Origin of the sequence: Mycolicibacter hiberniae (assembly GCF_010729485.1) — a bacterium.
Classification (GTDB): Bacteria; Actinomycetota; Actinomycetes; order Mycobacteriales; family Mycobacteriaceae; genus Mycobacterium; species Mycobacterium hiberniae.
This window is the reverse complement of sequence record NZ_AP022609.1, coordinates 2,124,548-2,150,059: the sequence shown is the minus strand read 5'-3', so window position 1 is coordinate 2,150,059 and position 25,512 is coordinate 2,124,548. Positions and strand designations below refer to the sequence as shown.

At 68.6% G+C, this 25,512-nt stretch carries 19 protein-coding genes and 1 pseudogene; 15 read left to right on the top strand and 5 right to left on the bottom strand.

Annotated elements, in window-relative coordinates:
• Positions 1–29 precede the first annotated feature (29 nt).
• From G6N14_RS10100 to G6N14_RS10075, 6 genes are all read left to right on the top strand, one after another.
• Positions 30–593, top strand: coding sequence for an alpha/beta fold hydrolase (locus tag G6N14_RS10100; RefSeq protein WP_085137815.1), 564 nt, complete (start codon positions 30–32; stop codon positions 591–593).
• Positions 594–683: 90 nt separating this feature from the next.
• Positions 684–2,420: an AMP-binding protein gene (locus tag G6N14_RS10095; protein ID WP_085137817.1), complete on the top strand. Its 1,737-nt coding sequence runs from the start codon at positions 684–686 to the stop codon at positions 2,418–2,420.
• A 61-nt stretch (positions 2,421–2,481) separates the two neighbouring features.
• Positions 2,482–3,846, top strand: a complete 1,365-nt coding sequence (locus G6N14_RS10090) for a glutamine synthetase family protein (RefSeq protein ID WP_085137819.1) — start codon at positions 2,482–2,484, stop codon at positions 3,844–3,846.
• Positions 3,847–3,943: 97 nt separating this feature from the next.
• Positions 3,944–4,693 (top strand): gamma-glutamyl-gamma-aminobutyrate hydrolase family protein, encoded by a 750-nt coding sequence (locus tag G6N14_RS10085; protein ID WP_234809054.1) that lies wholly within the window; start codon positions 3,944–3,946, stop codon positions 4,691–4,693.
• Positions 4,690–6,054, top strand: a complete 1,365-nt coding sequence (locus tag G6N14_RS10080) for an aldehyde dehydrogenase family protein (protein ID WP_085137821.1) — start codon at positions 4,690–4,692, stop codon at positions 6,052–6,054. Before G6N14_RS10085 ends, G6N14_RS10080 begins: the two co-directional genes overlap by 4 nt.
• The gene (locus tag G6N14_RS10075) at positions 6,051–6,827 is read left to right on the top strand and encodes a 3-oxoacyl-ACP reductase (protein ID WP_085137823.1); all 777 of its coding nucleotides are present in this window, start codon (positions 6,051–6,053) and stop codon (positions 6,825–6,827) included. Before G6N14_RS10080 ends, G6N14_RS10075 begins: the two co-directional genes overlap by 4 nt.
• A 117-nt stretch (positions 6,828–6,944) precedes the next feature.
• Here G6N14_RS10075 and G6N14_RS10070 read toward each other — a convergent pair whose 3' ends face one another.
• The 3 genes from G6N14_RS10070 to mtr form a co-directional block, all read right to left on the bottom strand.
• Entirely contained in the window at positions 6,945–8,210 is a 1,266-nt protein-coding gene (locus G6N14_RS10070; protein ID WP_085137825.1) for a cytochrome P450, read from the bottom strand.
• Positions 8,211–8,353: 143 nt separating this feature from the next.
• Positions 8,354–10,150, bottom strand: a complete 1,797-nt coding sequence (locus tag G6N14_RS10065) for an acyl-CoA dehydrogenase (protein ID WP_085137893.1) — start codon at positions 10,148–10,150, stop codon at positions 8,354–8,356.
• Between the two features lie 11 nt (positions 10,151–10,161).
• A complete protein-coding gene (gene mtr / locus G6N14_RS10060) occupies positions 10,162–11,541 on the bottom strand; it encodes a mycothione reductase (RefSeq protein WP_085137827.1) in 1,380 nt (459 codons plus the stop codon).
• Between the two features lie 84 nt (positions 11,542–11,625).
• Between mtr and mqo the strand changes: the two genes are divergently transcribed.
• The 5 genes and pseudogenes from mqo to G6N14_RS10035 all read left to right on the top strand — a co-directional run bounded on the left by mqo (position 11,626) and on the right by G6N14_RS10035 (position 19,410).
• Positions 11,626–13,095, top strand: coding sequence for a malate dehydrogenase (quinone) (mqo, locus tag G6N14_RS10055; RefSeq protein WP_085137829.1), 1,470 nt, complete (start codon positions 11,626–11,628; stop codon positions 13,093–13,095).
• Between the two features lie 108 nt (positions 13,096–13,203).
• Positions 13,204–14,429: pseudogene (gene cobA, locus G6N14_RS10050) on the top strand (uroporphyrinogen-III C-methyltransferase).
• 193 nt (positions 14,430–14,622) lie between these two features.
• A complete protein-coding gene (locus G6N14_RS10045; RefSeq protein ID WP_407663165.1) occupies positions 14,623–16,032 on the top strand; it encodes an MFS transporter in 1,410 nt (469 codons plus the stop codon).
• Between the two features lie 53 nt (positions 16,033–16,085).
• Positions 16,086–17,579: an MFS transporter gene (locus tag G6N14_RS10040; protein ID WP_085137834.1), complete on the top strand. Its 1,494-nt coding sequence runs from the start codon at positions 16,086–16,088 to the stop codon at positions 17,577–17,579.
• An 85-nt stretch (positions 17,580–17,664) separates the two neighbouring features.
• Positions 17,665–19,410, top strand: a complete 1,746-nt coding sequence (locus G6N14_RS10035) for a proline--tRNA ligase (RefSeq protein WP_085137836.1) — start codon at positions 17,665–17,667, stop codon at positions 19,408–19,410.
• A gap of 42 nt (positions 19,411–19,452) precedes the next feature.
• Here G6N14_RS10035 and G6N14_RS10030 read toward each other — a convergent pair whose 3' ends face one another.
• Both G6N14_RS10030 and G6N14_RS10025 read right to left on the bottom strand, forming a co-directional pair.
• Entirely contained in the window at positions 19,453–19,911 is a 459-nt protein-coding gene (locus G6N14_RS10030; RefSeq protein WP_085137838.1) for a ferritin-like domain-containing protein, read from the bottom strand.
• Positions 19,908–20,408, bottom strand: coding sequence for a hypothetical protein (locus tag G6N14_RS10025; protein WP_109559937.1), 501 nt, complete (start codon positions 20,406–20,408; stop codon positions 19,908–19,910). The genes G6N14_RS10030 and G6N14_RS10025 overlap by 4 nt, the downstream gene beginning before the upstream one ends.
• Positions 20,409–20,601: 193 nt before the next feature.
• On the opposite strand from G6N14_RS10025, the gene rimP reads away from it, so the two are divergent.
• From rimP to infB, 4 genes are all read left to right on the top strand, one after another.
• On the top strand, positions 20,602–21,135 hold the full coding sequence (gene rimP / locus G6N14_RS10020) for a ribosome maturation factor RimP (protein WP_085137895.1): 534 nt from the start codon (positions 20,602–20,604) through the stop codon (positions 21,133–21,135).
• Positions 21,136–21,166: 31 nt separating this feature from the next.
• Positions 21,167–22,210, top strand: a complete 1,044-nt coding sequence (gene nusA, locus G6N14_RS10015; RefSeq protein WP_085137839.1) for a transcription termination factor NusA — start codon at positions 21,167–21,169, stop codon at positions 22,208–22,210.
• Between the two features lie 160 nt (positions 22,211–22,370).
• Complete coding sequence (locus G6N14_RS10010) at positions 22,371–22,628, top strand: YlxR family protein (protein ID WP_234809041.1); 258 nt, start codon at positions 22,371–22,373, stop codon at positions 22,626–22,628.
• A 100-nt stretch (positions 22,629–22,728) separates the two neighbouring features.
• The gene (gene infB / locus G6N14_RS10005; protein ID WP_163787121.1) at positions 22,729–25,512 is read left to right on the top strand and encodes a translation initiation factor IF-2; all 2,784 of its coding nucleotides are present in this window, start codon (positions 22,729–22,731) and stop codon (positions 25,510–25,512) included.

Genomic DNA, 25,512 nt, shown 5'->3' with positions numbered 1-25,512 from the left:
ACCGTCCGATTGGCGGTAGCGTGGCCTAGATGCCGGGCACGATGATGACCATCGAGGGGTTCCCGATCCCCGTCGATTCCGCAGGCCCGCCAAACGGCACCGTGGTCGTGGTGCTCGCCGCCGCGCAGCACCCGCTGACCGCCTACGATGCGCTCTGCCAGCGGCTGCACACCGCCTCGCTGCGGACCATCGTGATCGGCGCCGACCCCCGACTGACGGCCAAGTCGGTGATCGGCATCCTCGACTCCTTGGGCGTGCAGTGCGGTGTGCTGGTGGGCGACCGGACCGGCGCGGACAACGCCTGGGAACTCGCGGCGACCCGCCCGGACCGCTTCACCGGCCTGGTGGTGCTCGATCGGGGCCATCCGCGCGCACCGGACCTGAGCGGGCTGATCCGCGACGAGCGCTGCCCCCCGGTCGAGGTCAACACCACCGTTCTGGTCAGTTCCCGGGCCACGGCGTCGGTGGCCAGCGACAGCCAGCGGTTCGTCTACGGCGAGCACCGCCTGGTGACGCTGCCCGGGCGGCGCAGCGCCCAGGAGTTCACCGCACAACTGGCGATGGAGATCGTGCTGCGCGCCAGCACCTGGTGATGCCAAGCCGCGGGGTGTAGTTTCCCGGCTAGCCGGCGCTCGGGGGAGCGTCGGCGGGGGGCAAAGGCCGAATATCCGTGGGGGAATGGCATGTCGTCATGGGGGCAATCGATACCGGCGTTGCTGCGCGAACGGGCTCGCCAGAGGCCTGACCGGCCGGCGTACACCTTCATCGACTACGAGCTGGATCCCGGCGGCTATTCCGAGACCCTGACCTGGTCTCAGATCCTGGCTCGCACCGAGGCGGTCGCGGCCGAGGTGGCCGCGGTCGCGGCGCCCGGCGATCGCGTGGCGCTGCTCGCGCCGCAAGGTCTGGAGTACATCGCCGGGTTCCTCGGTGCGATGGAAGCCGGCTGCATCGTGGTCCCGCTGCCGGTACCGGCCTTCGGCAGCCGCGACGAGCGGGTCACCGCGGCGCTGCAGGACTGTGCACCGGCCGCTGTGCTCACCACATCGGCCGTCGCCGGCGACATGGGGGGGTGCATCAGCGGTGGTGGGTCTCCCACGGTCGTCGAAGTGGATCTCATCGATCTCGACGCCCCAGTCTGCTGGGCCGGTACCGGCGCGATGACGACCAAGACCGCCCTGCTGCAATACACCTCCGGCTCGACCGGCTCCCCGAGGGGCGTCGTGGTCTCGCACCGCAACGTGTTCGCCAACATCGAGCAGGTGATGGCCGATTATTTCGGCGACGACGGTGCGGCGCCGCCGCCGGACACCACGTTGGTCTCCTGGCTGCCCTTCTACCACGATATGGGCCTGTTGATGGGCGTGATGGGACCTGTCCTGCTCGACCGCCAGACGGTGCTGATGAGCCCGATGGCGTTCCTGCAGAAGCCCTTTCGGTGGATAGAGCAGCTCGCCGTCAACTCTTGCACCTTCACGGCGGGGCCGAATTTCGCGTTCGAACTCGCCGCGCGCCGCACCCGCGACGAGGACATGGCCGGTCTCGACCTGGGCAACGTGCACACGATCCTGTCCGGCAGTGAGCGCATCCACGCCGCAACGATCCGCCGCTTCACCGAACGCTTCGCGCGGTTCAACCTGCCGGCCAACGCGCTGGCGCCGTCCTACGGGCTTGCCGAGGCCGTGGTCTACGTCGCCTCGGCGCCGCGCGCGAACCGCCCCGTGACCCTGCGGCTCGACTACGAGAACCTGGTCGCCGGGACCGCGGAGGCCGTGCCGGGCGGATCCGAACTGGTCAGCATCGGAGCGCCTCGCGCGTGCACGGTGCGCATCGTCGACCCCGACTTGCACACCGAGCAGCCCGACGGGCGGGTCGGGGAGATCTGGCTGCACGGGCCCAACGTCGCCGGCGGGTACTGGCACAACGCGGAGGCCACCGAACGCACTTTCGGCGGACAGCTGCGGTCGCCGTCTGCCGGCACACCGGTGGGGCCGTGGTTGCGCACCGGAGACCTGGGCGTCATCCACGAGGGCGAGATGGTGGTGGTCGGCCGCATCAAAGACCTCCTGATCGTGGACGGCCGCAATCACTACCCCGACGACATCGAGGCCACCGTGCAGGAGCTCACCGGCGGCCGCGTCGCCGCGGTACCGGTGAACGGCGACGATGGCGAGAAGCTGGTGGTGATCGCCGAGGTCAAGACCCGGGGCAGCACCGTCGAGGAGGAGCTGCACCGGCTGGCCGCCCTGAAGAAAGACGTGGCGGCTTCGGTATCCCAGTCGCACGGCGTCCGGGTCGCTGACCTGGTGCTTGTGGCTCCCGGCTCGCTGCCCATCACCACCAGCGGCAAGATCCGCCGTTCCACCTGCGCGGACTGCTACCGCTCGGCGCAATTCCGTCGGCTGGAGGTCAACGACTGATCGCGGGCGGGTAGCCTGACAGCACTCTCAATGTCAGGGGAATCGTCGGCGAAGGAGTGCAATGACCCGGCCTGCGATGCTGTCCTCCGAAGAGCTTCGGCAACTGGTCGCCTCCGGCGAGATCGACACCGTCGTGGTGGCTTTCGCCGACATGCAGGGCCGGCTGGTCGGCAAGAGGGTGGCGGCCGAGCACTTCATCGCCGAGGTCGCCGAACACGGCGTCGAGGTCTGCAGCTACCTGCTGGCCGTCGACGTGGAGATGAACACCGTCCCCGGTTACTCGATCGCGGACTGGGGGACCGGCTACGGCGACATGGTGCTCAAACCGGACTTCGCCACCCTGCGCCGCATTCCGTGGCTGCCCGGCACCGCCCACGTGCTCGCCGACGCGCATTGGCCGGACGGCGGCCCGGTCGCGGTGGCACCCCGCCAGATTCTGGCGGCCCAATGTGCCCGGCTGGCCGAGCGGGGCCTGGTTGCCTACGCCGCCACGGAACTGGAGTTTCTGGTGTTCGAGGAGAGCTACCGGCAGGCGTGGGCGGACGGCTACCGGGGCCTGACCCCGGGAACGGACTACAACGCCGACTACGGCCTGGTCGCCGGGACGCGGCTGGAACCGCTGCTGCGCGACATCCGGCGGGGGATGACCGGCGCCGGCCTGCGTTGCGAAGGCGTCAAGGGTGAGTGCAACACCGGCCAGCAAGAGATCACCTTCCGCTACGAAGATGCGCTGAGGACCTGCGACAACCACAGCGTCTACAAGAGCGGCGCGAAGGAGATCGCCGACCAGCACGGCAAGAGCCTGACCTTCATGGCGAAGTTCGACCAACGCGAAGGCAACAGCTGCCACGTGCATCTGTCGCTGCGCAGCACCGAAGGTTCGGCAGTGCTCGCCGACCCGGCCGCACCGCACGGCATGTCCGCGTTGTTCCGCGCCTTCCTGGCCGGGGTGCTGGCCACGCTGCCCGAGCTGACCTTGTGCTACGCGCCGAACATCAACTCCTACAAGAGATTCGTCGGCGGTAGCTTCGCGCCCACGGCGATCGCGTGGGGCTTGGACAATCGCACCTGCGCGCTGCGGGTGCTCGGCCACGGTGACTCGATGCGGGTGGAGTGCCGGGTTCCCGGCGGCGACGTGAACCCCTATCTGGCCGTGGCCGCGTTGATCGCCGCGGGGCTGTACGGCATCGACAACGACGTGGCGCTGCCCGATCCGGTCGACGGCGACGCCTACCGGGCCGCGCTTCCGCGCCTGCCCACCACGCTCGCCGGTGCGGTAGAGCTGTTCGCCGAATCAGCGGTGGCGCGCAAGGCTTTCGGAGACGAGGTCGTCGAGCATTACCTGCACAGCGCCCGGGTGGAGCTGGATGCCTTCAACACCGCGGTGACCGATTGGGAGAGGGTCCGGGGTTTTGAGCGGTTCTGAACCCGGCGGTTCAGCGAGGCTCGACGCAGGAGAGGCGAAGCTGGGACCGTCGCAGGGGCAGGGCGGTTCAGCGAGGCTCGACGCAGGAGAGGCGAAGCTGGGACCGTCGCAGGAGCAGGGCGGACCGGTAGTCGCCTTGACGACCTATCTGGACCGCGCGAAGTTCGGTGTGTGGGATGCCCGGGCGGGACTGCTGCCCGCTCAGTACATCCAGAGCATCACCGCCGCCGGTGGGACCGCTGTGCTGCTGCCGCCGCAACCGGTGAACCCGCAGATCGCAGCGCGGGTGCTCGACGGCGTGGCCGGCCTGGTGATCACCGGCGGCCGGGACCTCGATCCCGACGGGTACGGCCAGGAGCCCCACGCCGAGACGGATCGGCCCGACACGACCCGGGACGCATGGGAATTCGCCTTGTTGGCCGAGGCGATGCGCCGGGGCATGCCGGTGCTGGGCATCTGCCGTGGCGCCCAGGTGCTCAACGTCGCGCTCGGCGGCACGCTGCACCAGCATCTGCCCGACGTGATCGGCAACAGCGGGCACCGAGCCGGCAACGGAGTCTTCACGCCGATGGCGGTGCACACCGTCGCCGGAACCCGACTGGCCGGGCTGGTGGGCCAGACCTGCCAGGTGCAGTGCTACCACCATCAGGCCATCGCCGAGGTGGGTGCGAAACTTGTCGTCAGTGCGCGCGATGACGACGGGGTCATCGAGGCGATCGAGCTTCCCGGGGAGGACTTCGTGCTCGCGGTTCAGTGGCATCCCGAGGAATCCCCAGAGGATCTGCGCCTGTTCGCCGCACTGGTGGCGGCGGCGGGCACCTACGAGCTGGCGCGGGTGAGCAAGTGATCCACGAACTCATCAACCCGGCTACCGGGACGGTGTTCGACACCGTCGAGCACCTGGAAGCCGCGGCGGTCGACGACGCCGTGCGCCGGGCACAGGCTGCCCAGAAGCGATGGGCCAAACGTGCCCCGGCCGAGCGGGCCGCCGCGCTGCGGGACTTCGCCGCCGTGGTCGGCGACCACATCGATGAGCTGGCAGCGATCGAGGTCACCAACTCCGGCCATCCGATCTCGGCTGCCGAATGGGAGGCCGGGCACGTCCGCGACGTACTGCAGTTCTATGCAGCCAGCCCGGAACGGTTGTCCGGCAAGCAGATCCCGGTCGCCGGCGGGCTCGATATCACCTTTCACGAGCCGATGGGCGTCGTCGGGATCATCACCCCGTGGAACTTCCCCATGCCGATCGCCGCATGGGGCTTCGCTCCGGCACTGGCCGCCGGAAACGCGGTGCTGATCAAGCCTGCCGAGTGGACCCCGCTGACCACGCTGCGACTGGCGGAGCTGGCCGTGGAGTCGGGGCTCGATCGCGACCTGCTGCAGGTGCTGCCGGGCCGTGGCGCCGACGTGGGGGAGCGCCTGGTCACCCACCCGGACGTGGCCAAGATCGTCTTCACCGGTTCCACGACCACCGGCACCCGGGTGCTGCAGGCCGGCGCCGCCGGGGTGAAGCGGATAACACTGGAACTCGGCGGCAAGAGTGCCAACATCGTGTTCGCCGACTGCGACCTGGAGCAGGCGGCGGCGACGGCGCCTTACGGCGTGTTCGACAATGCCGGGCAAGACTGCTGCGCCCGCAGCCGAATCCTGGTGCAGGCGAGCGTCTACGACCGGTTCATGGAGTTGCTGGAACCCGCGGTGGCCGGTGTCGTGGTCGGCGACCCCACATCACGCGACACCGAGATGGGCCCGCTGGTGTCGCGCCCGCACTGGGAGAAGGTGGCCTCCTACGTTCCCGACGATGCCCCGGTCGCCTTTCGTGGCCAAGCACCAACCGGCTCCGGCTTCTGGTTCCCGCCGACGGTTCTGACTCCCGCGGCCACCGACCGATGCGTCACCGAGGAGATCTTCGGCCCGGTGGTTACGGTGCTGCCGTTCGATGATGAGGCTGACGCCATCGCCCTGGCCAACGACACCGTCTATGGGTTGTCCGGTTCGATCTGGACCAACGACTTGTCCCGGGCGCTGCGGGTGTCGCGGGCTGTGGAAGCCGGTAATCTGTCGGTGAATTCGCATTCCTCGGTGCGTTTCAACACGCCGTTCGGGGGCTTCAAACAGTCGGGATTGGGCCGGGAATTGGGTGCGGACGCGCCGCTGGCATTCACCGAGACCAAGAACGTATTCATCGCAGTGAAGGAGACGCAGTGACCGACCTGACCCAACGCCTGTCCGGACGGGTGGCCGTGGTGACCGGTGCCGGTGGTGGAATCGGCTTGGCATCTGCGCGCCGGATGCGCGCCGAGGGTGCCCAGATCGTGGTCGCTGACCTCGACCAGGCGGCGGGCACCGCGGTCGCCGATGAGCTCGACGGCCTGTTCGTTCAGGTCGACGTCTCCGATCAGGACCAGGTCGATGCGTTGTTCGACACTGCGGCCCAGACTTTCGGCTCGGTGGACATCGCCTTCAACAACGCCGGCATCTCGCCTCCCGACGACGATCTGATCGAAACCACCGAACTGCCTGCCTGGCAACGGGTTCAGGACGTCAACCTCAAGTCGGTGTACCTGTGCTGCCGGGCGGCGCTGAGGCACATGGCGCCCGCCGGCCGGGGATCGATCATCAACACCGCGTCGTTCGTGGCGGTGATGGGTTCGGCCACCTCCCAGATCTCCTACACCGCCTCCAAGGGCGGCGTGCTGGCGATGTCGCGCGAGCTCGGGGTCCAGTACGCCCGCCAGGGCATTCGGGTCAACGCGCTGTGCCCCGGGCCGGTGAACACCCCGCTGCTGCAGGAGCTGTTCGCCGCCGACCCGGAGCGCGCCGCGCGCCGGCTGGTGCACGTACCGGTGGGCCGGTTCGCCGAGCCGGAAGAGATCGCGGCCGCGGTAGCGTTCCTGGCCAGCGATGACGCCTCCTTCATCACCGGGTCGACGTTCCTGGTGGACGGCGGAATCAGCTCGGCATACGTCACGCCGCTGTAAACACCAAGCTCAGCACCCTGGTGACGCCGACTACGACGAATGTGTGCGCCACGGTCGAGGGCTTCCTGCACGTCTACGGCAGGAAGCCCCCAACCGACTCCGACTTACCGGCCGGTGTCAGCGCATCGAGTACCGCACCGGAAGGCGCTTGAGGCCGCCGACGAACGTGGTCGCCGACAGTTCGGGCGTGCCGGCGAACTCGATGGACTCCAGGCGCGGCACCAGTTCGGTGAACAGGCTGTTGAGCTCCAGGCGGGCCAGAGCCGCGCCCAGGCAGAAGTGGACGCCGTAGCCGAATGACAGGTGCTTGTTGGGGTCGCGGGCGATGTCGAACGTGAATGGGTTGTCGAAGATGTCCTCGTCGCGGTTGGCCGAGACGTAGGACAGCAGGACCGCCTCACCCTTGGCGATCGGCACGCCCCGCACCTCGGTGTCGCGGATGGCGGTGCGCGTGAACTGCTTGACCGGCGTGGACCAGCGGATCATCTCCTCGACGGCCAGCGGCATCAGGCTCATGTCGTTCTTGAGACGCTCGAGCTGATCCTGGTGCTCGACCAGCGCGCACAGGCCGCCCGAGATGGCGTCCTTGGTGGTGTCGTGGCCGGCGCTGGCGACGATGACGTAGTAGGACAGCGTGTCCATGTCGGACATGAGTTCGCCGTTGATACGGCCGTTGGCGATGGCCGAGGCCAAGTCCCCGGTGGGGTTGGCCCGCCGCGAGGCGGTCAGGGCCGAGAAGTAATTGAAGAAGTCCAGCAGCACGGCCATGATCTCGTCTGCGCCGCCCTGGCCGCGCTGGTGCTCGGCGTCCTCGCCGCCGAACATCTCCTGCGTCAGCTTGAGCATGCGCGGGAAGTCCTCCTCGGGCAGGCCCAGCAGTGACAGGATCACGTACAGCGGGAAGTTGATGGCGATCTCGGTGACGAAGTCGCACTCCGGGCCGATCTCGGCCATCCGGTCGACGTAGCGCTTGGCCAGTTCGTCGACGCGGACCTTGAGGTCGCGCATGGCCTTGGGGCGGAACCAGTCCGCACCGATCTTGCGGATGTCCCGGTGGTGCGGGTCGTCCATGTGGATCAGCGTGCGCAGTCCGATGCCGGCCTCCTGGTCGGCCTTGACCCGGTCCTCGACCGCGGCCTGCAGCAGCAGTGGACGCGGTTCACTGATCCAGAGTTCGTTGTCGCGCTCGATGTCCATGATGTCGGCGTGCTTGGTGACTGCCCAGAACGGCCGATACGGCGGGGCGTCCACCCACGACACCGGCTGGTTGGCGCGCAGCCAGGCCAGTGAGCTGTGCAGGCGCTCATTATCGGTGTAGGCCTGGGGGTCGGCGAGTACTCGGCCGTGCTCGCTGGAGTTGCGGTGGGTGGTCGGCGCGCTCACTTAGGACTCCTCGCGGTCATCGAAAACTTGACAGGTGTCAGGTCACAGTCTGGACCAGGCGGTGGAGTGGGTGCACATCGGGGTACCAGGGGACTTTGGTCCCCGGGGGTGAATACCGTGGTCAGGCCTCCTGTGGATGCGGGTCAGAACCACTCGGGCCGCATCTCCAGAGTCGTTCGGTCCAGGCTCTCCAGCAGATCCAGCTGTGGTCCGGTCTTCGGCAACTCGTAGCGGAAGAAGTAGCGGGCCGCCTGGCGCTTGCCGTCGAAGAAGTCCCCGCTGCGCCCCTCAGCAGCCAATGTCTGCTCCAGCCAGATCCAGGCGATCACCACATGACCGAAGGCTTCCAGGTAGATCGCACTGTTGGCCAGTGCGGCATCGATGTCGCCGGCGGCGAACATGCCCGCGGTCACCGCCACCAGCCGCTGGGCCACCGCGTCGAGCTGAGTTGCGAACCCGGCCACTTCGCCCCCGGCCCGATGGGCCGCCGCGGTGCTCTCGGCTATCGCGGCGTGCAGTGCGGCCAGGCTGGCCCCGTTGCGCTGCACCACCTTGCGGCCCAGCAGGTCCAGGCTCTGGATGCCGTGGGTGCCTTCGTGGATCGGGTTGAGGCGGTTATCCCGATAGTGCTGTTCCACGTCGTACTCGCGGGTGTAGCCGTAGCCGCCGTGCACCTGGATCGCCAGGTCGTTGGCGGCCAGGCACCACTGCGACGGCCAGCTCTTGGCTATCGGGGTGAGGATGTCCAGCAGGGCCGTTGCGTGTTCGAGTTCCTCGTCGGATTCGGCGGTGTGGGTGATGTCGACGAGCCGCGCGCAGTACAGGGCCAAGGCGAGCGCCCCCTCGACATAGGACTTCTGCGCCAGCAGCATTCGCTTGACGTCCGCGTGCTCGATGATCGTAACCTGGGGCGCCGCAGGGTCTTTCGCGGTCGGTGGTCGGCCCTGTGGCCGGGTGCGGGCGTACTCCAGCGACTTGAGATAGCCGGTGTAGCCGAGCGCGATCGCGCCCATACCCACACCCAGACGGGCTTCGTTCATCATGTGGAACATGTAGTTCAAGCCACGGTGCTCGTCGCCCACGAGATAGCCGACGGCACCCGGCTCGCCGTCGGGCTGGTGGATGCCCTCTCCGAAGTTGAGCACGGTGTTGGTGATGCCGCGATAGCCCATCTTGTGGTTGAGTCCAGCCAGCACGACGTCGTTGCGCGCACCCAGCGTGCCATCGGAGTTCACCAGGTACTTCGGCACGATGAACAGCGAGATCCCTTTGGTGCCGGCTGGACCGCCGGGGATCTTGGCCAGTACCAGATGGACGATGTTGTCGGTCAGTTCGTGTTCGCCACCGGAGATCCACATTTTGGACCCGAACAACCGGAAGGTGCCGTCGGCCCGCGGCTCCGCGCGGGTGGTGATGTCGGCCAACGATGATCCGGCCTGGGTTTCCGACAGGCACATGGTCCCGGTGAAGCGGCCGGCGATCATGGGTTTGACGAAGGCGGCGATCTGCTCGTCACTGCCGAACTTGGCGAGCAGGTTCGCATTCGCCATGGTCAGCATGGCGTATCCGGCGGTGCTGACGTTGGCGGCCATCAGCCATGCGAACCCGGCCTGGGCCACCGTCGCCGGGAGCTGTGAGCCGCCGAGGCTGTAATCCATGGCCATGCCCGTCAGCTCAGCTTCGGCGCAGGCCGCCAGTGCCTCCTTCACTTCGGGAATGATCGTGACTTTCGTCCCGTCGAAGGTGGGCTCCTGGGCGTCGCTCTTCTTGTTGTGCGGAGCGAAATAGCGGGTCGCCAGCTGTTCGCACAGATCCAGTGTGTCGGAGAAGGTCTCCCGGGAATGCTCGGCGAACCGGTCTCGTCCGGTCAGTTCCTCAACCCGCAGCCAGTCGAACAGCAGGAAATCGAGGTCTTGCCGGGACAGCAGGGCGGACTTCATCTCCGATCCTTTCACTGGAGCCCGAGCAGGGCGTTCTCAACGACCTCCGGCAGCGCCGGATGGATCCAGTACTGGCCGCGGGCCATCTCCGGTGCGGTGACGCCGAAGCTCATCGCACCGATCAACGGCTGGATGATCGATGAGGCCTGGTAGCCCATGATGTGTGCACCGAGCAGCCGTCCGGTGCCGCGTTCGGCGATGAGTTTGGCGAATCCGGTCTCGTCCTCCATGGCCCAGCCGTAGGCGACGTCGCGATAATCCTGAATCTTCACCGAGATGTCGAGACCCTTGGCCCGCGCTTGTGTTTCGGTCAGCCCGACCGACGCGATCTGTGGATCGGTGAACACCGCGGATGGCACGTAGCGGTGGTCGGTGGTCCGCATCGCGTCGACGTCGTCCCAGTCGCACAGCAGGTTGTGTCGCACCACCCGGGCCTCGTGGTTGGCGACGTGCTTGAGCTCATAGGGCGAGGAGACATCGCCGAGTGCGAAAACGCCTCGCGCAGTGGTTCGCTGGTACTTGTCGACGCTCACCCGGCCGCCGGCGACGGTGACTCCGGCCTGCCCGGCGTCGAGCAGGTCGCCATTGGGTACCCGTCCGGTTGCCACCAGCATGGCGTCGGCGTGCAGCACGGAGCCGTCGTCGAGTTGCACCACGACGCCTGGCCCGTCGTCGCGTGCCGCGACGACGTTGCGGTGGGTGCGTACCTCCCACTTGGCCGCGGCGATCCGGGTGAAGCGTTCGGAAACGGTCTCGTCGCAGTGCCTGAGCATTGTCGACCCGCGGATGACAATGGTGACCCGCGATCCCAGCGCGGAGAACACATGGGCGAACTCGGCGGCGATGAAACCACCGCCGACGATCACCAGGTGCTCGGGCAGCTCCGGGATGCGCATCACGTCATCGCTGGTGTAGTAACGCGCGCCGCTTTCGGCGATGGCGGGCGGGATAGCCGAGCGTGCCCCTGCCGCGATCACCACCTGCTCGGCGCTGAACTGTTCACCGCTCGCTGTGATCAGCACGTAACGTCCGTCGGAGCCGACCGGGCCGAACCGGGTGTGTTCGCTGTAGACATCGACACCGGGCAGGCTGCGGCGATACTCCTCACCGCCGGCGGCGATGGGGTCGATCCGGCCGAACACCCGCGAGACGATGTCGCTCCAGCGGACTTGATCGATGTGGGCGTCCACCCCGTAGCGAGAGGACCGGGCTACGGTGTTGGCCACCTCGGCGGCATAGACGAACATCTTGGTCGGAATGCAGCCCACGTTGAGGCAGGTGCCGCCGAAAGTTTGCTGCTCGCAGATGGCCACCCGCATATCGGCGTAGCGCTCATCGAGAATGCTGTTGCCAGAACCTGTTCCGATGATCGCGAGGTCATAGCTCTCCATTGCGAAAGACTAGACGGTATGGACGCCTAACGGCAGGTGGGGCTAGGCGGGGCGGGTCGGTGCAGTCCTGGATAGTCTGACGGCGTGGCCACATCGGTTCGGACCGAGCTGACCGACGTAGCGCTGATCGGCGCGGGGATCATGAGCGCCACTTTGGGGGCGATACTTCGGCGTTTGGAGCCGGACGCCTCGATCACCGTGGTCGAACGGCTGGAGGACGCCGCGGGCGAGAGCAGCGGCCCATGGAACAACGCGGGCACCGGCCACGCCGGGCTGTGCGAGCTTTTCTACACCCCCCAGCTGCCCGACGGTTCGATCGACGTCGCCAAGGCGATTCGGGTCAACGAGCAGTTCCAGGTGAGCCGCCAGTTCTGGGCGTACGCGGTGCAGAACGGCCTTCTGCGGCGGCCGCGGGATTTCGTGCATCCGATTCCGCACGTCAGCTTTGTGCGCGGCGCCGCCGGCGTGGACTACTTGCGACGGCGGCACCAGGCACTGGCCGGCAATCCGATGTTCGGGGGGATGGAGTTCATCACCGAATTCGGGGAGTTCGCCGCACGCCTGCCGGCGATGGCCGCAGGCCGAAATCCCGCCATCCCGGTGGCCCTCGACTGGGCTCAGCATGGCACCGACGTCGACTTCGGGGCGCTGACCGGCCAGCTGATCGACTACGGGACGCGCCACGGCAGCGCTGCGCTGTTCGGCCACGAGGTGCGCTCGCTGCACCGAGCGTCAGACGGCGGCTGGATATTGGATCTTCGCAACCGCCGCACCGGCGAGACGCGAAGGCTCAAGGCGGCCTTCGTCTTTCTCGGCGCCGGGGGAGCGACGCTGGGACTGCTGCAGCGCTCGGGGATCCCCGAAGCCCGCGGCTATGGCGGTTTCCCGATCAGCGGGGTCTTCCTGCGCAGCGGGGCCGACCGGCTCACCGCTGGACACCGCGCCAAGGTGTACGGCGCCCCGGCCGCTGGCGCGCCGTCGACGACCGCCCCGCACCTGGACGCCCGGACGGTCAACGGCGCCGCTTCGCTGCTGTTCGGCCCTTTTGCCGGTTGGTCGCCGAGGTTTCTCAAGCACGGTCGACTCACGGACTTGCCGCGGTCGGTCCGCGCCGGCAACGCGAGATCGCTGGTGAGCGCTGGCTTCCGGGAGCGCGCACTGGTCGGCTACCTGCTCGGCCAGCTTCGGCGCACGCATGGCGCCCGGGTCGATGCGCTGCGAGAGTTCCTGCCCCACGCCCAGGACGCGGACTGGCAGGAGATCCGGGCAGGCCAACGGGTGCAGGTGATCCGTGCTGGGCGTCTGGAATTCGACACCACGATCGTCAGCGCCGCCGATGGCAGCCTCGCCGGGTTGCTCGGCGCTTCGCCCGGTGCCTCGACCGCGGTGCCGGCGATGCTCGAGGTCCTGCAGCGCTGCTTCCCCGCGAAATTCCCCGCCTGGCGGACGGTGCTCACCGAGATGGTGCCCTCGCTGGGGACCCGGCTCGCCGACCAGCCCGCGCTGTTCGAGCAGGTGTGGGAGTGGGGCAGCCGACAGCTTCAGCTCACCTGACACCCGCTGTGCCCGGCTTCGCCGCGCTCGCGGTCGCCGCGGGTTTCGCTGGTGGCGACCCGCTGTGCCCGGCTTCGCCGCGCTCGCGGTCGCCACTAGAGTTACCGGGTGACCGAGAACCCCTACCTGGCCGGTTTGCGGCTGGCCGGCCGCAAAGTCGTCATCGTGGGCGCGGGCAGCGTTGCGCAACGCCGGCTGCCGCTGTTGGTGGACAGCGGTGCCGAGGTGACGGTGATCGCACCCAACGCCACCCCGGCCGTCGAAGCGCTGGACGGGCGCCGGCCCGGCATCACGCTGGTCTCGCGCACCTACCGCGACGGGGATCTGGCCGGGGCGTGGTACGCGATCGCCGCCACCGACGACCCGGAGGTCAACGTGGCTGTCGTGGCCGAGGCCGACCGGCGTCAGATCTTTTGTGTGCGTGCCGATCGGGCCGTCGACGGGTCCGCGGTCACCCCGGCCACCTTCGGGTACTCAGGTTTGTCGGTGGGCGTGCTGGCCGGGGGCGAGCACAACCGGTCGGCGGCTATTCGCTCGGCCATCCGGGAGGCGCTGCAGGACGGCACCATCACCGAGGCGCAGGCCGCCGCCGATGTGGTGCGCGGCGGCGTGGCATTGGTGGGCGGTGGCCCCGGCGATCCGGAGCTGATCACGGTGCGCGGGCGCCGCATGCTCTTCCACGCCGACGTGGTGGTGGCCGACCGGCTGGCCCCACCCGAGCTGCTCGCCGAACTGTCGCCGAACGTCGAAGTCATCGACGCGGCCAAGATCCCCTACGGCCGGGCGATGGCCCAGGACGCCATCAACGCGCTGCTGATCGACCGCGCCAAGGCCGGCAAATTCGTGGTGCGGCTCAAAGGGGGCGACCCGTTCGTCTTCGCCCGCGGATACGAAGAGGTTCAGGCCTGCGTCGAGGCCGGTATTCCGGTGACGGTTGTGCCGGGTGTGACCAGTGCCATAGCGGTGCCGGCCCTGGCCGGTGTGCCCGTCACTCATCGCGCCGTGAACCACGAGTTTGTGGTGGTCAGCGGCCACGTTGCCCCCGACGATCCCGAATCGTTAGTGAATTGGGACGCCCTGGCTGCGATGCGCGGAACCATCGTGCTGCTGATGGCGATCGAACGTATCGAACAGTTCAGCGCGGTGCTGCAAAAGGGTGGTCGACCTGCGGATACTCCGGTTCTGGTAGTGCAACACGGCACCACGCCCGCCCAGCACACGCTGCGTGCGACCTTGGCCGACGCGCCCGAGAAAATCCGTGCGGAGGGCATCCGACCTCCAGCGATCGTGATTATCGGGGCGGTCGCGGACTTCGGGGTTTAAACAGCTCTTAATATTACTGTAGGGTAGCCGGTTATGACTGCACTCGATGATGCAGGGCGGGCGACCTCACAGCGGTCCGAAGACGCTGGCGGATCGGTTCCCGCGGGGCGGTCCGGCTCTGATCTTGTGAGCTGGACCAGCAAATATGTCGCCTCCCGGCTGCCGTCTCGTCGCTTCATCTACGCCGTGATCGCCATCGGTGGCATGCAACTGCTCGCCACCATGGACAGCACCGTCGCGATCGTCGCGCTTCCGAGGATCCAGGATGACCTGGGCCTGTCGGATGCGGGCCGGGGCTGGGTGATCAGCGCCTACGTTCTGACGTTCGGCGGCCTGATGCTGCTCGGCGGCCGACTCGGGGACACCATCGGGCGGAAGCGCACCTTCATCAGCGGGGTGGCGCTGTTCACCATCGCGTCTGTCTTGTGTGCCGTGGCCTGGGATGCCCCCACGCTGGTGATCGCGCGGCTCCTGCAGGGCGTCGGCTCGGCCATCGCCTCGCCGACCGCACTGGCGCTGATTGCCACCACCTTCCCCAAGGGGCCGGCCCGCAATGCCGCCACCGCGATATTCGGCGCGATGACCGCTATCGGGTCGGTGATGGGCCTGGTGATCGGCGGCGCGCTGACCGAGGTGTCGTGGCGCCTGGCGTTCGGGATCAACGTGCCCATCGGCCTGCTGATGATCTACCTGGCCCGTACCGCGCTGACCGAGACCCACCGGGAGCGGATGAAGCTGGATGCCGCCGGCGCGCTGCTGGCGACGCTGGGCTGCACGGCGGCGGTGTTCGCCTTCACGATCGGTCCGGAGAAGGGCTGGGTCTCGGTCGTCACCATCGGCTCGGGCGCGCTGGCGATCGTGGCATTGCTCGCGTTCGCCGTGGTGGAACGCACCGCCGAGAACCCGGTGGTGCCGTTCAGCCTGTTCAAGGAGCGCAACCGGTTGCTGACCTTCGCGGCGATCTTCCTCGCCGGCGGCGTGCTGTTCACCTTGACCGTGACCATCGGTCTGTACGTGCAGGATCTGATGGGCTATTCGGCGCTGCGCGCCGGCGTCGGATTCATCCCGTTCGTGATCGGCCTGGGGGTGGGCCTGGCGGCATCCTCGCAGCTGGTGCGCCGGTTCCCGCCCCGGGTGCTGGTGATCGCCGGTGGCGTCGTGTTGCTGGGCGCGATGATCTACGGCTCGACGATCAACCGGAACCTCCCGTACTTCCCGAACTTCGTCACGTTGATCGTGCTCGGTGGGCTCGGGATCGGCGTGATCGTGGTGCCGCTGACCCTGTCGGCGATCACCGGCGTGGGCTTCGACCAGATCGGCCCCACCTCGGCAATCGCCCTGATGCTGCAAAGCCTGGGCGGACCGATCGTGCTGGCGGTCGTCCAGGCCGTCATCACCTCGCGCACCCTGTACCTCGGCGGCACCAACATGCCGGTCAAAACCATGAACCCCGCGCAGATCGCCGCGTTGGATTCCGGCTACACCTACGGACTGCTGTGGATTGCCGCGGTGGCGGTCCTGGTCGGCGCGATCTCCCTGCTGATCGGGTACACCGCCAAGCAGGTGGCGCACGCCCAGGACGTGCAGGACGCTTTCGGCGCCGGCACTCTCTGACTTCACCCCGAATGCCCGGCTGAGCGGGTCCGCTGTCGCTAAGCTGGCCAGCTATGGCGGCGCGGGGGGATGCCCAGTCGGCTGGCCGCTCACTGTCGACGAGCGTGCTCGGGATCGCCGTGCTGGCGATCACCGGCATGCAGTTGATGTCGACGCTGGACGGCACCATCGTCGTGGTGGCGTTGCCGCGGATGCAGGCCGACCTCAACCTGTCCGATGCCGCCAAGAGCTGGGTCATCACCGCTTACGTCCTGAGCTTCGGCGGCCTGTTGCTGCTCGGCGGCCGGGTGGGCGACGCCATCGGGCAGAAGCGAGCGTTCATCTCCGGGGTTGGCCTGTTCACGCTCGCCTCGCTGGTCTGCGGGTTGGCCACCGACACCGCCACCCTGATCGCCGCGCGGGCTGTCCAGGGCATCGGTGCCGCAGTCGCCGCACCGACCGGCCTGGCGCTGATCGCCACCACCTACGCCCCCGGGCGCGCTCGTAATCAGGCGCTGGCGGTTTCGGCCGCCATGCAGGGCGCGGGGTCGGTGCTGGGCCTGGTGCTCGGCGGGGCGTTGACCGTGGTGTCGTGGCGGTTGGCCTTCCTGATCAACATCCCGATCGGGATCGCGATCATCGCGGTCGCGGCGGCGCGGGTGAGCGAGACCTACCGCGAGCGGTTACGCCTCGACCTGCCCGGGGCGCTGTTGGCCACCGCCGGGTGCAGTGCCGCGGTGCTGGTGTTCACGCAGGGCCCGCCGCAGGGCTGGACCGGCCCCCTGGTTTTCGGCTCGGCAGCGGCTGCGGTGGTGTTCTTCGCGGGGTTCTTTCTGGTCGAACGTGTCGCGGTCAACCCGCTGGTTCCCGCGGCGGTGTTCGACAACCGCAATCGGGTGATGACGTTCGTCGCGCTGTTTATGGCCGGCGGGGTGATGCTGACGTTGACGGTGATGATCGCGCTCCTGGTGCAGGACGTGCTGGGCTACTCGGCGTTGCGGGCCGGCATCTGCTTTATCCCGTTCGCGGTGGCATTCGGCCTCGGCACCGTGCTGGCGGCCCGGATGGCGCCGCTGATCGCACCACGCTGGCTGGTCATCGGCGGCGGAGCGCTTGTCTTGGGTGCCATGCTGTACGGGTCCACGCTGACCCGCGACATTCCGTACTTCCCGGATCTGTTCATGCCCATCGTGGTGGGCGGCCTGGGCATCGGGATGATCGCGGTGATTCTGCCGCTGTGCGCCCTGGCCGAGGTCGGTCCCCGCGAGATCGGTCCCGTCTCGGCGATCACCCTGATGGTCTACAACCTCGGCGGTCCGGTGGTGCTGGTCGTCATCCAGGCCGTGCAAACCTCGCGCACGCTCTACCTCGGCGGCACCGGCGGTCCGGTGAAGAACATGACACCCGCCCAGCTGGATGCGCTGGGGCACGGCTACACCTATTCATTACTGTGGGTGGCCGCGATCGCCCTGCTGGTGGGCGGTGCGGCGCTGCTCATCGGGTTCTCCGCCGGTCAGATCGCCCGCGCCCAGCACACCCTTGAGGCGGTGGAGGCCGGAAAGCTGTAGCCGGCCGGTGGCGGCACCGGCAGCCCCGGCGGGCTCCACGGTGCGAGTCGGCGTCCGCCCGTCGCAAAAGATAGGCTCTCCCGCTGTGATCACCCGGATGTCCGAACTGTTCCTGCGCACCCTGCGCGACGACCCCGCCGATGCCGAGGTTCCCAGCCACAAGCTGCTGGTGCGGGCCGGCTACATCCGGCCGATCGCCCCCGGTCTGTACAGCTGGCTGCCCCTGGGACTGCGGGTGCTGCGCAACATCGAGCGGGTGGTGCGCGAGGAGATGAACGCCATCGGCGGCCAGGAGATCCTGTTCCCGGCGCTGTTGCCGCGCGCGCCGTACGAGACGACCAACCGCTGGACCGAATACGGCGACGGCCTGTTCCGGTTGAAGGACCGACGCGACAACGACTACCTGCTCGGCCCCACCCACGAGGAACTGTTCACCCTGACGGTCAAGGGGGAGTGCAGCTCGTACAAGGACTTACCGGTCGTGCTGTACCAGATCCAGCCGAAATACCGTGACGAGGCGCGGCCCCGGGCCGGGATTCTGCGCGGCCGCGAGTTCGTGATGAAGGACTCCTACTCCTTCGACGTCGACGAAGCGGGCCTGGCCGCCGCCTACGACGCGCACCGCGCGGCATACCAGCGGATCTTCGACCGGCTCGGCGTGCGCTATGTGATCGTCTCGGCGGTATCCGGTGCCATGGGCGGATCGGCCTCCGAGGAGTTCCTCGCCGAGAGCGCCGTCGGTGAAGACACCTTCGTGCGCTGTGTGGAGTCGGGCTACGCCGCCAACGTCGAAGCGGTGATCACCGCCCGCCCCGAGCCGCTGCCGCTGGACGGCTTGGCCGAGCCGCAGATTCACGACACGGGCGACACACCGACCATCGCCACCCTGGTGGACTGGGCCAACGGGGCCCTCGACCGCACCGTCACCGCCGCCGACACCCTCAAGAACGTCCTGCTCAAGGTCCGCCAACCCGACGGCGACTGGGAACTGTTGGGCATCGGGGTGCCCGGGGACCGCGAGATCGACGACAAGCGGCTCGGGGCAGCCCTCGAACCCGCCGAGTACACCCTGCTCGATGACAAGGATTTCGCCGAGCACCCGTTCCTGGTGAAGGGCTATATCGGGCCGAAGGCATTGTTGGACAACGGTGTCCGCTACCTGGTCGACCCACGAGTGGTGGACGGCACCAGCTGGATCACCGGTGCCGACGCGCCCGGTAGGCACGTGGTGGGGCTGGTGGCCGGGCGCGACTTCGTCGCCGACGGCACCATTGAGGCGGCCGAGGTCCGCGACGGCGATCCCTCGCCGGACGGGGCGGGTCCGCTGGTCAGCGCGCGGGGCATCGAGATCGCCCATATCTTCCAGCTGGGCCGCAAGTACACCGACGCCTTCGGCGTCGACGTCCTCGGCGAGGACGGCCGCCCGGTGCGGCTCACGATGGGCTCCTACGGTGTCGGGGTGTCGCGGCTGGTCGCGGTGATCGCCGAACAGCAGCACGACGAACTGGGCCTGCGCTGGCCGTCGCAGGTGGCCCCCTTCGATGTGCACGTGGTGATCGCGAACAAAGACGACGCGGCGCGTGCCGGTGCGACCGAGCTGGCTGCCGGGCTGGACCGTCTCGGTCTGGAGGTGCTCTTCGACGACCGGCAGGCCTCACCGGGGGTGAAGTTCAAGGACGCCGAGTTGCTCGGCGTGCCGTGGATCGTGGTTGTCGGACGCGGCTGGGCCGACGGTGTCGTCGAGTTGCGGGACCGCTTCTCCGGGCAGGCCCGAGAGCTGGCCGCGGGTGCGGACTTGGCCCAGCAGGTCTTGGCGGCGCTCGGGCGCTGACCGGGACTGGGTCCGCGGACCCAGCAGGCCGCCCGCCGTCGGCTAGTCCGCGCCGCCGGGGAAGGCCTGGGTGATCGGCCAGTCTCCCAGTGCGCGGCTCCAGTGTGCGGCCAGCACCGCGCTCTGGCCCAGCGCGGTCGCCGCGAACTCCCGATCGCCGGCCTCGTGGGCCTGCTCGACCACCGCACGCCAGGCTGTCGCGGTGTCGTTTTCCATGCGGACCGCCAGCCGCAACGCGTCATCGGAGGTGGTCACCGGAGTGGGCGCCTGATAGCCGGCGGCGGCGGGCGGCACCGCAACGCCGCGGCCGGTCAACAGCGCGATGGTGCGGTCCCGGCGTTCGCGGTGGCGGCGGATGGCGGTGACCACCAGGCCGTTGAACTCCGGCAGCGAGTACGCCGACACCAGGCCGTAGCCGTAGACGACGCCGTATTCGGTCGTCAGCGCAGCTCGCAGCGCGGCATCGGGCCCGGAGACCGGGCCGGGTTCGGGAGATGTCATGCCTGCGTCACCAAGGCGACAGCGTAGGAGGCGGTGCAGGCGGCGGCGATCGAGGCCAACAGTCCCGCCCGGTACCCCGACGACGCGACGGCCAGCGCGCCGGCACCCTCGGCCGCCTCCCGCAAAGCGCTGGTCACCTGCGAAACCGTCGGACCGGAGCCATCCGGCGCCGTGGTGGCCTGCGAGTCGTCGGGGATGGGCTTTCCGGTGGTGCGGGTGATCTCGGCGGCCAGCGAGCGGGCGTGCTCGGCACGCTCCTGCGAGACCTGATCCAGTGCGGCGTTCAGCGCCTTGGCGTCCGGGTCGGTCAGCGCCGCGGCCGCAGCGGCCGCCAGCGCACTGTCGCGCAGCGCGAGCTGGCGTTGCGCCTCCAGCTCGCCGATGGCGGGCGGGGTCGGGGCCGAACCGCAGGCCGGCGTCACGACCGCCAGCAGGGCAAGCATTCCGGCCCCGGTCAGCACGCGCCGTCGGCCGATGGCGGATGGGGGGCTGGGCATTTAAGACATCCTGCCACCACGCCCGTATCCGGGGGACGTGACGTGGCCGCCAACGGCCCGCGATACTCTGACTCGCGCTTTTGCCGGTTTGCTGTGGCTGTGTTTCCCACGGCGTATCGTTGATGACTGGTTCCTGGCCGCGCCCGGCGCGTGGGAACGCGCCGACTGGACAACTCAAGATGAGGAGCTCGCCGTGCCCACCGGGCTACCTTCCCAGACACAGGTGATCGAGCTGCTCGATGCTGAGTTCAGCCGTGCCGGGTATGAGATCGAAGAGGTCCTCGTCGACGAGCGCGATCCGCTGCCGCGCATCACCGTCGTGGCCGACGGCGACACCCCGCTGGATCTGGACACCGCCGCCGCGCTGTCGCGTTCGGCCTCGGCCCTGCTCGACGCTTTGGGCTTCGACGGCCAGTACGTGCTGGAGATCAGCTCGCCCGGGGTGGGCCGGCCGCTGACCACCCCGAAACATTTCCGTCGGGCACATGGCCGCAAAGTTGAGCTGACGCTGTCCGACGGGAGCACCCTGACCGGCCGGATGGGCGTGGTCGCCGATGCCGTCGTGACGCTGGTCGTGCGCGCCGGCCGGGACTGGAACCTGCGCCGCCTGCCGTTGAGTGACATCAGCCGGGCGGTGGTACAAGTCGAGTTCTCGCCGCCGAGCGCGCGTGAGTTGGAGTTAGCGGGCCTGCAGGCCCGGGACACCGGAACGGAGGCCGGCGCATGACCCGCGCCGGCGACGAAGAGGAGTGGCGCTTATGAACATCGACATGGCGGCGCTGCACGCGATCGAGGCCGACAAGGGCATCTCGGTCGATGTGGTCGTGGACACGATCAAGTCGGCTCTGCTCACCGCCTACCGCCACACCCAAGGTCACCAGGCCGACGCGGTGATCGACATCGACCGCAGAACCGGTGTGGTGCGGGTGCTGGCGCGCGAGACCGACGCCGACGGCAACGTGATCAGCGAATACGACGACACTCCGGAGGGGTTCGGCCGGATCGCGGCCACGACGGCGCGTCAGGTGATCCTGCAGCGGCTGCGCGACGCCGAGAACGAGAAGGCCTATGGCGAGTTCTCCGCCCGCGAGGGCGACATCGTCGCCGGCGTCGTGCAGCGCGACGCCCGGGAGAACGCCCGCGGTGTCATCGTGGTGCGGTTGGGGACCGAGGCCAAGGGTTTCGACGGGGTGATCCGGCCCGCGGAGCAGGCCCCCGGCGAGGCGTACGAGCACGGCGACCGCCTGCGCTGCTACGTCATCGGGGTGACCCGCGGACTGCGCGAGCCACGGATCGAACTGTCGCGCACCCACCCGAACCTGGTGCGCAAGCTGTTCGCCCTGGAGGTTCCCGAGATCGCCGACGGTTCGGTGGAGATCGTCGCGGTCGCCCGCGAAGCCGGGCACCGATCCAAGATCGCGGTGGCCTCGAAGGTCCCCGGGCTCAACGCGAAGGGCGCCTGCATCGGTCCGATGGGGCAACGGGTGCGCAATGTGATGAGCGAACTGGCCGGCGAGAAGATCGACATCATCGACTACGACGAGGACCCGGCCCGCTTCGTGGGCAACGCCCTGTCGCCGGCCAAGGTGGTCTCGGTCACGGTGATTGACCCGGTCGCCCGGGCGGCGCGCGTGGTGGTCCCGGACTTTCAGTTGTCCCTGGCCATCGGCAAGGAAGGCCAGAACGCCCGGCTGGCGGCCCGGCTCACGGGCTGGCGCATCGATATCCGTAGCGACACCCCGGAACCCGGTGCCGAGGAAGCCGAGCGCGCAGCAGGTCAGGGTGTGGCGCGGGAGACCTGAGAAAGCGCAGCACCGGGTTCGAATTCCATTGGTTCGGGTGATCGCCGTTCTATGGGTAGACTGAGCCGTGATCCAGCGCGAGACTTCGACAGCCGCCTCGCGGACGCACCGTTGCCCAGACGGACCGGTGCGCACGTGTGTCGGGTGCCGGACACGGGCGTTGACCGTCGAATTGCTTCGGATGGTCGCGGTGTCAACCGAGAACGGCAATGGCGCCGTGATCGTTGACCAGGCGGGCAACCAGCCGGGGCGGGGGGCATGGCTGCATCCCGCACCGGAGTGCTTGCACGCGGCGATTCGGAGACGGGCTTTCGTGCGGGCGCTGCGGATCAGCGGTTCTCCGGATGTATCCGGGGTGGAGGAGTACTTCGAGGGATTGGAAGACCAGCTCAACCACTCCGGTCAACAGAACAGGTAGCGAAGAACATGAGCAAACCGTGAAGTCCCGATGACAATGCGTCATAGCTAAACCCGAGGCGCGGCCCACCACCGCTGTCGCCTCATAGACAGGAGAAGTAGTGGCAAAGGCCCGCGTACACGAGTTGGCCAAGGAACTCGGTGTCACCAGTAAGGAAGTTCTCGCCCGCCTGAGCGAACAGGGCGAATTCGTCAAGTCGGCATCCTCAACCGTGGAAGCCCCCGTCGCGCGCCGGCTGCGCGAGTCCTTCGGCGGTGGCAAGCCCGCGCCGCAGGCCGAGGCACCCGCTGCCCCGGCGGCCCCCAAGGCCGCCGCCCCAGCCCCCGCGGCGACTCCCGGCCCGGCGAAGCCGGCGGCACCGGCGGCCACCGGCAACGGCGAGGCCCCCAAGCCCGCCGCACCCGCCCCGGCCAAGCCGGCGGCACCGGCTGCTCCGGCAGCGCCCGTCGCCGAGACGCCCCCGCCGGCAGCCGCGGTACCCGCACCGGCGGCACCGCCCGCTCCCGGCCCGCGCCCGGCAACCCCGGGGCCCAAGCCCGGTGCTCCGCGTCCACCGCGTGTCGGCAACAACCCGTTCTCCTCGGCGCAGCCGGTCGAGCGCGCCATTCCGCGTCCGCACCCGCAGGCACCCCGCCCGGGCGGAGCACCCCGGCCCGGCATGCCCCGGCCTGGCGGCGGCGCGACACCGGGCAATATGCCCGGACGCTCCAGCAATTTCGGCGCGCAGGGACGCCCGGCGCGTCCCGGTGGTCCGCCACGTCCCGGCGGCGGCGGCCGTCCGGGTGCGCCCGGTGGCCGTCCGGGTGGTCCCGGCGGTGGTCCCGGTGGTAACTACCGCGGCGGCGGGGCCGGCGGGGCCGGCGGTCCCGGTGGCGGTGGCGGTCCCGCGGGCGCCGCAGCTGGAGGTTTCCGCGGCCGTCCCGGCGGTGGCGGTGGCGGTGGCGGTCGTCCGGGTCAGCGCGGCGGCGCGGCCGGTGCCTTCGGCCGTCCCGGCGGCGCACCCAAGCGGGGTCGCAAGTCGAAGCGGGCGAAACGCGCCGAGTACGAGAACATGCAGGCGCCGGTCGTCGGTGGTGTGCGGTTGCCGCACGGCAACGGTGAGACCATCCGGCTGGCACGCGGCGCATCGCTGAGCGACTTCGCCGAGAAGATCGATGCGAACCCGGCTGCCCTGGTGCAGGCGCTGTTCAACCTCGGTGAGATGGTCACCGCCACCCAGTCGGTGGGCGACGAGACGCTGGAGCTGCTGGGCAGCGAGATGAACTTCGTGGTGCAGGTCGTCTCCCCTGAGGACGAGGACCGCGAGCTGCTGGAGTCCTTCGACCTGACCTATGGCGAGGACGAGGGCGGCGAGGAAGACCTGCAGAGCCGGCCGCCGGTGGTGACCGTCATGGGTCACGTCGACCACGGCAAGACCCGACTGTTGGACACCATCCGTAAGGCCAACGTCCGTGAGGGCGAGGCCGGTGGCATCACCCAGCACATCGGCGCATACCAGGTGTCGGTCGACTTCGACGGTTCCGAACGTCTGATCACGTTCATCGACACCCCGGGTCACGAGGCGTTCACCGCCATGCGTGCCCGTGGTGCCAAGGCCACCGACATCGCGATCCTGGTGGTGGCCGCCGACGACGGTGTGATGCCTCAGACGGTGGAGGCGATCAACCACGCCCAGGCTGCTGACGTGCCGATCGTGGTGGCGGTCAACAAGATCGACAAGGAAGGTGCGGACCCGGCCAAGATCCGGGGGCAGCTCACCGAGTACGGACTGGTTGCCGAGGACTTCGGCGGCGACACCATGTTCGTCGACATCTCCGCCAAGCAGGGCACCAACATCGCGGCCCTGGAAGAGGCGGTGCTGTTGACCGCTGACGCCGCTCTGGACCTGCGGGCCAACCCCGACATGGAGGCTCAGGGTGTGGCGATCGAGGCTCACTTGGACCGCGGTCGCGGTCCGGTGGCCACCGTGCTGATCCAGCGCGGCACGCTGCGGGTCGGCGACTCGATCGTCGCCGGCGACGCCTACGGCCGGGTGCGGCGCATGGTCGACGAGCACGGCGACGACGTGGAAGAGGCGCTGCCGTCGCGGCCCGTCCAGGTCATCGGGTTCACCTCGGTGCCGGGCGCCGGCGACAATCTGCTGGTGGTCGACGAGGACCGCATTGCTCGCCAGATCGCCGACAAGCGCAGCGCGCGTAAGCGCAACGCGCTGGCGGCTCGCTCGCGCAAGCGGATCTCGCTGGAGGACCTGGACTCGGCGCTGAAGGAAACCAGCCAGCTGAACCTGATCCTCAAGGGCGACAACGCCGGTACCGTCGAGGCGCTGGAAGAGGCCTTGATGGGAATCCAGATCGACGACGAGGTGCAGCTGCGGGTGATCGACCGCGGTGTCGGTGGCATCACCGAGACCAACGTCAACCTGGCATCGGCGTCGGACGCGATCATCATCGGGTTCAACGTGCGTGCGGAGGGCAAGGCCACCGAGCTGGCCACCCGCGAGGGTGTGGAGATCCGGTACTACTCGGTCATCTACCAGGCCATCGAAGAGATCGAGAGCGCGCTCAAGGGCATGCTCAAGCCGATCTACGAGGAGAAGGAGCTGGGGCGTGCCGAGATTCGCGCCATGTTCCGCTCCTCCAAGGTGGGCAACATCGCGGGTTGTCTGGTCACCTCCGGTCTCATCCGCCGCAACGCCAAGGCGCGGTTGCTGCGTGACAACGTGGTGGTCGCCGAGACCGTCACCATCTCCTCGCTGCGGCGGGAGAAGGACGATGTCACCGAGGTCCGCGACGGCTACGAGTGTGGTCTGACGCTGACCTACAACGACATCAAGGAAGGCGACGTCATCCAGGCCTACGAGCTCGTCGAGAAGGCACGGACCTAA